Raw genomic sequence first — 6,205 nt, forward strand, 5'->3', positions numbered from 1 at the left:
TCAGTCCAGTGGGGCCGGCGTGCGGGTCGCGAGCACGCTGAGCGCCGCGGGCAGCATGAGCGCGGTGACCGCGAGGAGCACCTCGAGCGTGCCGATCCGGTCGCCCAGGTGGCCCAGCAGCGGCGGGCCGGCCAGGAACGCGCCGTACCCGACCGTCGAGACGACCGAGACCCGCGCTGCGGCCCGCTCGCCCTCGTCGGCGGCCGCGCTCATGCCCACGGGGAAGCCGAGGGCCGCACCCAGGCCCCAGAGCAGGACACCCAACACGACGAACGGCAGCGCGGGGCCCGGGAACGCACCACCCAGCACGGTGAGGACCGCGCCGAGCGCAGCCAGCGCGGCACTTCCCCACAACGTCGCCGGTCGGCCGTAGCGGTCCAGCAGCACCGGTCCGTAGAGGCGGCCGGCGGTCATCGCCACGACGAAGAGCGCGAACCCGGCGACCCCGACCCAGTGCTCGACGCCGTAGCCGTCGATCAGGCCGAGGGTGAGCCAGTCGTTGGCGGTGCCCTCGACCATGGCGAAGCACAGCACCATGAGGCCGATGGCCAGGGTCCGCGGCTCGCGCCACGGCGAGGGGCCGCGGCGCACGGCTCCGCCGTCGCCGGCCGCGGCGGCCGGCTCGGCAGGCAGGAAGCGGGCGGAGGTGGTCCAGGCGACGACACCGATGACGACGGCCGCGCCCACGAGGTGCAGGAGCATCGGGACGTCCAGGGCCACGACCAGGATCCCGATGCCGGCGCCCAGGAAGGAGCCCGCGCTCCAGGCGGCGTGGAAGCGCGGCATCACGGTGCGCGCCATCCGACGCTCGACCTCGGCCGCCTCGACGTTCATCGCCACGTCCCAGACACCGATGCCGATGCCGTGCACGAAGAGCCCGACCGCGGCCAGGGGCAGCTGGCCCGTCACGGCGCCCAGGGCGGCCACGGAGAGGCCCACGGTGTCCGCGAGCACGCCACCGCGCACGGTGCGGGTCGCGCCGATCCGCTCGATGACGCGACCGGTGCTGGGCAGCGCGACGAGCGAGCCGCCGGCGATGGCCAGCAGCAGCATGCCGAGCGAGCCGTTCGACAGCGACAGCCGCTCACGCAGGTCGGGCAACCGCGAGACCAGGGAGGCGAACACCAGGCCGTTGAGGACGAAGGAGGCCGCGACGGCGTTGCGGGCGGCGAGCAACCCCGGCGCGAGAGGGCTGCGGCGTACGTCGGTCGTGGCACTCACCCGACCATGGTGCGCCTGGTTTGTTTACCGGTCAAATGGCGATCGGTCGCCCCGGCTCAGGGCCGGGTCCCCCGCGACCCGGGCATCTCCGCCCCCGGTGGGCGCGCCTCGAGCCAGGCCTGGAAACCGGTGAGCGTGGCCGGGCTCATCGCCAGCTCGATGTCGCCGTCGGCAGCCCGGCAGGAGATGACCACGTGGTCGGGGAAGAGCGAGACCTGCTCGGGGCCCTCGGGGTCACGGCGACCGACGTAGGTCAGCTCCTCGCGCACCCAGGTGCGCTTGGGCCGCGGCGAGAGCGAGAAGATCCGGAACCACTCCAACCGCTCGTCGGAGTAGCGGCCCACACCCAGCAGCCAGCCCCGCCCCGGGTGCGCGGTGCGCACGCGGTGGGACAGCTCGAAGGTGCCGCCGGAGCGCGCGATGACCCGTCGGCGGACGACCAGCCCGAGCCCGTAGAGAAGCACCAGCACCAGCAGCCCGCCGGCGATGTCGAGCAGCCACTGCCACAGCGGCACCGCATCCCCCTCACGCCGACGAGTCCGGGAAACGACACCACCCACCGTCCCGGCTGGGGGTCACCCTAGCGGGACGGTGGGTGGGTCAGGACCTGCGGGGCAGGCGTGCGGTCAGCTGGACTTCTCGGCAGCCCGGATGCGCGCCTCGGCGCGTCGGATCCGCATCTCGCGCTCGTCGCCGGTGGGCAGCCCCTGGGCCGCCTCCAGCTCCGCGCGCGCCTCGTCGACCTTGATCTCCTCGGCCAGCAGCGCGTGCTCGGTGAGGATCGAGACCCGGTCGTCGGCGACGGAGATGAACCCGCCGTCGACGGCCGCGTGCACGACACCCTCGGGAGCGTTGATCTCGATCGCGGCGTCCGTGAGCAGGGCGAGCATGGGCGCGTGGCCCTGCAGCACACCCATGTCGCCCTCGGTCGTGCGAGCGATGACCATCGACGCCTCGCCGGACCACACGGTCCGGTCGGCGGCGACCAGCGCGACCTGCAGGCCGGTGGCTCCCTCGCTCGTCATCAGAGGTTCTTCTGGATCTCGGCCCACTTCTTCTCGACGTCGTCCAGACCGCCGCACATGAAGAAGGCCTGCTCGGCCACGTGGTCGTACTCGCCGTCAGCGATCTTGTTGAACGCCTCGATGGTGTCGGCGACGGGGACGGTCGAGCCCTCGATGCCGGTGAACTGCTTGGCCACGTAGGTGTTCTGCGACAGGAAGCGCTGGATGCGGCGCGCCCGGCTGACGATGATCTTGTCCTCCTCGGACAGCTCGTCGACACCCAGGATCGCGATGATGTCCTGCAGCTCCTTGTTGCGCTGCAGGATCTGCTTCACCCGGATCGCGCAGTCGTAGTGCTCCCGACCGATGTACTGCGGGTCGAGGATGCGCGAGGTCGAGGTCAGCGGGTCCACCGCGGGGTAGATGCCCAGCGAGGCGATCTCGCGGGACAGCTCGGTGGTCGCGTCCAGGTGGGCGAACGTGGTCGCCGGCGCCGGGTCGGTGTAGTCGTCGGCCGGCACGTAGATCGCCTGCATCGAGGTGATCGAGTGACCGCGCGTCGACGTGATCCGCTCCTGCAGCACGCCCATCTCGTCGGCGAGGTTCGGCTGGTAGCCCACCGCCGACGGCATCCGGCCGAGCAGCGTGGAGACCTCCTGGCCCGCCTGGGTGAACCGGAAGATGTTGTCGATGAACAGCAGCACGTCCTGCTTCTGGACGTCGCGGAAGTACTCCGCCATCGTCAGCGCGGACAGCGCCACGCGCAGCCGGGTGCCCGGCGGCTCGTCCATCTGGCCGAACACCAGAGCGGTCTGCCCGATGACGCCGGCCTCGTCCATCTCCGCGATCAGGTCGTTGCCCTCACGGGTGCGCTCGCCAACGCCGGCGAACACCGACACACCGCCGTGGTCCTTGGCGACACGCGCGATCATCTCCTGGATGAGCACGGTCTTGCCGACCCCGGCGCCGCCGAACAGGCCGATCTTGCCGCCCAGGACGTAGGGCGTCAGCAGGTCGATGACCTTGATGCCGGTCTCGAACATCTGGGTCTTCGACTCGAGCTGGTCGAAGGCGGGTGCCTTGCGGTGGATGCCCCACCGCTCCTGCACGTCGAAGCTCTCGCCCTCCTCGAGGTTGAGCACCTCGCCCGTGGCGTTGAACACCCGGCCCTTGGTCACGTCGCCCACGGGCACCGTGATCGGCTCGCCGGTGTCCTGCACCGGCGCCCCGCGGACCACGCCGTCGGTCGGCTGCAGCGAGATGGCGCGGACCATGCCGTCACCGATGTGCTGCGCGACCTCGAGCTTGAGGGTGCGCTTCTCACAGCCGAGCTCCACCTCCACGGTGAGCATGTTGTAGATCTCGGGCATCGCGTCGACGGGGAACTCCACGTCGGCGACCGGGCCGATCACCCGTGCGATGCGACCCACTCCGCCGGCGGCGGAGCCCTGGGCAGTGCCCTCGTTCACAGTGGCAGTCATTTCCTTCACTCACTCCCGGCCGTCGCATCGGCAAGCGCGTTCACGCCACCGACGATCTCGCTGATTTCCTGGGTGATCCCTGCCTGGCGAGCCTGGTTCGCCATGCGGGTGTACTTCTTGATGAGCTCCTCGGCGTTGTCCGTCGCCGCCTTCATCGCCCGCTGGCGCGCGGCCAGCTCCGAGGCCGAGGCCTGGAGCAGCGCGAAGAAGATCCGGCTCTGGACGTAGCGCGGAAGCAGCTCGTCGAGCACCTCGGAGGCACCGGGCTCGAACTCGTAGAGCGGCAGCGCCTCCTCCTCGGCAGGCTTCTCCGTGCCCTCGACGACCTCGAGCGGCAGCAGCCGCACCGCGGTCGGCTCCTGCACGAGCATCGACCGGAACCGCGTGTAGACCACGTGCACCTCGTCGACGCCTGCCGGCTCCTCCGCGTCGCCGACCGACTCCGAGGGGGCTTCGTCGGTGTCGGCCAGGAACGCCCCGATGAGGCGCTCGCCGATCTCCCGGGCCACGTCGTAGCTCGGCTGGTCGGAGAACCCGGTCCAGCTCGCCGCCACCGGCCGCCTGCGGAACGTGAAGTAGGCCACGCCCTTGCGCCCGGTGATGTAGGAGTCGACGACCTTGCCCTCGCTCCGGAGCTTCTCGGCGAGCCGCTCCGCCTCCTTGAGCACGCTCGAGGAGTACGAGCCGGCCAGTCCGCGGTCGCTGGTCACGATGAGGATCGCCGCGCGCTTGGGCTCCTCGGGCTCGGTGGTCAGCGCGTGCTCGACGTTCGAGAACGTCGCCACCGCCGACACCGCCCGGGTGAGCTCCCGCGCGTACGGCGCCGCGGCCTGGGCCCGCTGCTGCGCCTTGATGATCCGGGACGCAGCGATGAGCTCCATGGCGCGCGTGATCTTCTTCATCGACGAGACGGACTTCGTCCGCGCTCGCAGCTCACGCACAGAGGTTGCCATGGGTCAGCCCCGCTTCTGCTTGACGATCTGCTCCTGCTCGACGTCCTCGTCCTCCAGGGCCTCGTGCTCCTCGGTGCCGATCTTGATCGACTGCCCCTCGGAGGTCTCGAACTGGTCCAGGAAGGAGTCGTAGGCGCCCTCGAGGGCCGACGAGGTGTCGTCGCTGAAGTCGCGGCTCTCGCGGATCCCGTCGAGGATCCCGGAGTGCTCGCGCCGCAGGTAGTCGAGGAACTCGGACTCGAACCGCGCCACGTCGTCGGTCGGCACCTTGTCGAGGCGACCGGTGGTCCCGGTCCACAGCGACGCGGTCATCTCCTCGACCGGGTACGGCGTGTACTGCGGCTGCTTGAGCAGCGCCATCAGCCGCGAACCACGGTCCAGCTGCTGACGCGACGCGGCGTCGAGGTCGGAGGCGAACATCGCGAAGGCCTCCATCGCGCGGTACTGCGCGAGGTCGACCTTGAGCGATCCGGTGACCTTCTTGACGGCCTTCGTCATCGCGGCGCCGCCGACTCGCGAGACCGAGATCCCGACGTCGATCGCGGGGCGCTGGTTCGCGGCGAACAGGTCCGACTGGAGGAAGATCTGGCCGTCGGTGATCGAGATGACGTTGGTCGGGATGTAGGCCGACACGTCGTTGGCCTTGGTCTCGATGATCGGAAGACCGGTCATCGAGCCGGCGCCCATCTCGTCGGAGAGCTTCGCGCAACGCTCCAGCAGGCGGCTGTGCAGGTAGAACACGTCGCCCGGGTAGGCCTCACGGCCCGGCGGACGGCGCAGCAGCAGGGACACGGCGCGGTAGGCCTCGGCCTGCTTGGACAGGTCGTCGAAGATGATCAGCACGTGCTTGCCGGCGTACATCCAGTGCTGTCCGATCGCCGAGCCGGCGTAGGGCGCGATGTACTTGTAGCCGGCCGGATCGGACGCGGGCGCGTGCACGATGGTGGTGTACTCGAGCGCACCGGCCTCCTCGAGGGCGCCACGCACGGAGGCGATGGTCGAGCCCTTCTGACCGATCGCCACGTAGATGCAACGCACCTGCTGCGACGGGTCACCGGAGTCCCAGTTCTGCTTCTGGTTGATGATCGTGTCGATGGCGATCGTCGTCTTGCCGGTCGCACGGTCACCGATGATCAGCTGGCGCTGCCCGCGCCCGACCGGGGTCATCGCGTCGATGGCCTTGATACCGGTCGCGAGCGGCTCGTGCACCGACTTGCGCGCCATCACTCCGGGAGCCTGCAGCTCCAGCGCACGGCGACCGGTGGTCTCGAGGTCGCCGAGGCCGTCGATCGCGCGGCCCAGCGGGTCCACGACGCGGCCCAGGTAGCCGTCCCCGACCGGGACCGAGAGGACCTCGCCGGTACGACGGACGCTCTGACCCTCCTCGATGCCCTCGAAGTCACCCAGGACCACGACGCCGATCTCGCGCGTGTCCAGGTTCAGCGCCAGGCCCTGCGTGCCGTCCTCGAACTCGAGGAGCTCGTTGGCCATGGCCGAGGGAAGACCGGAGACACGGGCGATGCCGTCGCCGGCCTCGGCCACGGTG

Annotated in this window: 6 protein-coding genes; all 6 read right to left on the bottom strand. The window is 70.4% G+C overall.

All coding sequences use genetic code 11. The features are described from left to right. Positions 1–1,221: an MFS transporter gene (locus Q1V71_RS14495; protein WP_300644661.1), complete on the bottom strand. Its 1,221-nt coding sequence runs from the start codon at positions 1,219–1,221 to the stop codon at positions 1–3. Positions 1,222–1,277: 56 nt separating this feature from the next. Continuing rightward, positions 1,278–1,736 carry a DUF2550 domain-containing protein gene (locus tag Q1V71_RS14500; protein WP_300644662.1) on the bottom strand — a complete coding sequence of 153 codons (459 nt, stop codon included), beginning with the start codon at positions 1,734–1,736 and terminating at the stop codon, positions 1,278–1,280. A 111-nt stretch (positions 1,737–1,847) separates the two neighbouring features. Further along, the gene (locus tag Q1V71_RS14505; protein ID WP_300644663.1) at positions 1,848–2,246 is read right to left on the bottom strand and encodes a F0F1 ATP synthase subunit epsilon; all 399 of its coding nucleotides are present in this window, start codon (positions 2,244–2,246) and stop codon (positions 1,848–1,850) included. Beyond that, entirely contained in the window at positions 2,246–3,706 is a 1,461-nt protein-coding gene (gene atpD / locus Q1V71_RS14510; protein WP_300644664.1) for a F0F1 ATP synthase subunit beta, read from the bottom strand. The genes Q1V71_RS14505 and atpD overlap by 1 nt, the downstream gene beginning before the upstream one ends. Positions 3,707–3,711: 5 nt before the next feature. After that, positions 3,712–4,659, bottom strand: coding sequence for a F0F1 ATP synthase subunit gamma (locus tag Q1V71_RS14515; protein WP_300644665.1), 948 nt, complete (start codon positions 4,657–4,659; stop codon positions 3,712–3,714). 3 nt (positions 4,660–4,662) lie between these two features. Continuing rightward, a partial coding sequence (atpA, locus tag Q1V71_RS14520; protein ID WP_300644666.1) for a F0F1 ATP synthase subunit alpha occupies positions 4,663–6,205 on the bottom strand: 1,543 nt, incomplete at its 5' end.

Origin of the sequence: Nocardioides sp., assembly GCF_030149505.1 — a bacterium.
In the GTDB taxonomy this organism is placed as follows: domain Bacteria; phylum Actinomycetota; class Actinomycetes; order Propionibacteriales; family Nocardioidaceae; genus Nocardioides.

Bases quoted from the DNA above. Each gene is read 5' to 3' on its own strand.
- Q1V71_RS14505 (WP_300644663.1), bottom strand. From the start codon at position 2,246: ATGACGAGCGAGGGAGCCACCGGCCTGCAGGTCGCGCTGGTCGCCGCC.
- atpD (WP_300644664.1), bottom strand. From the start codon at position 3,706: ATGACTGCCACTGTGAACGAGGGCACTGCCCAGGGCTCCGCCGCCGGC.
- Q1V71_RS14515 (WP_300644665.1), bottom strand. From the start codon at position 4,659: ATGGCAACCTCTGTGCGTGAGCTGCGAGCGCGGACGAAGTCCGTCTCG.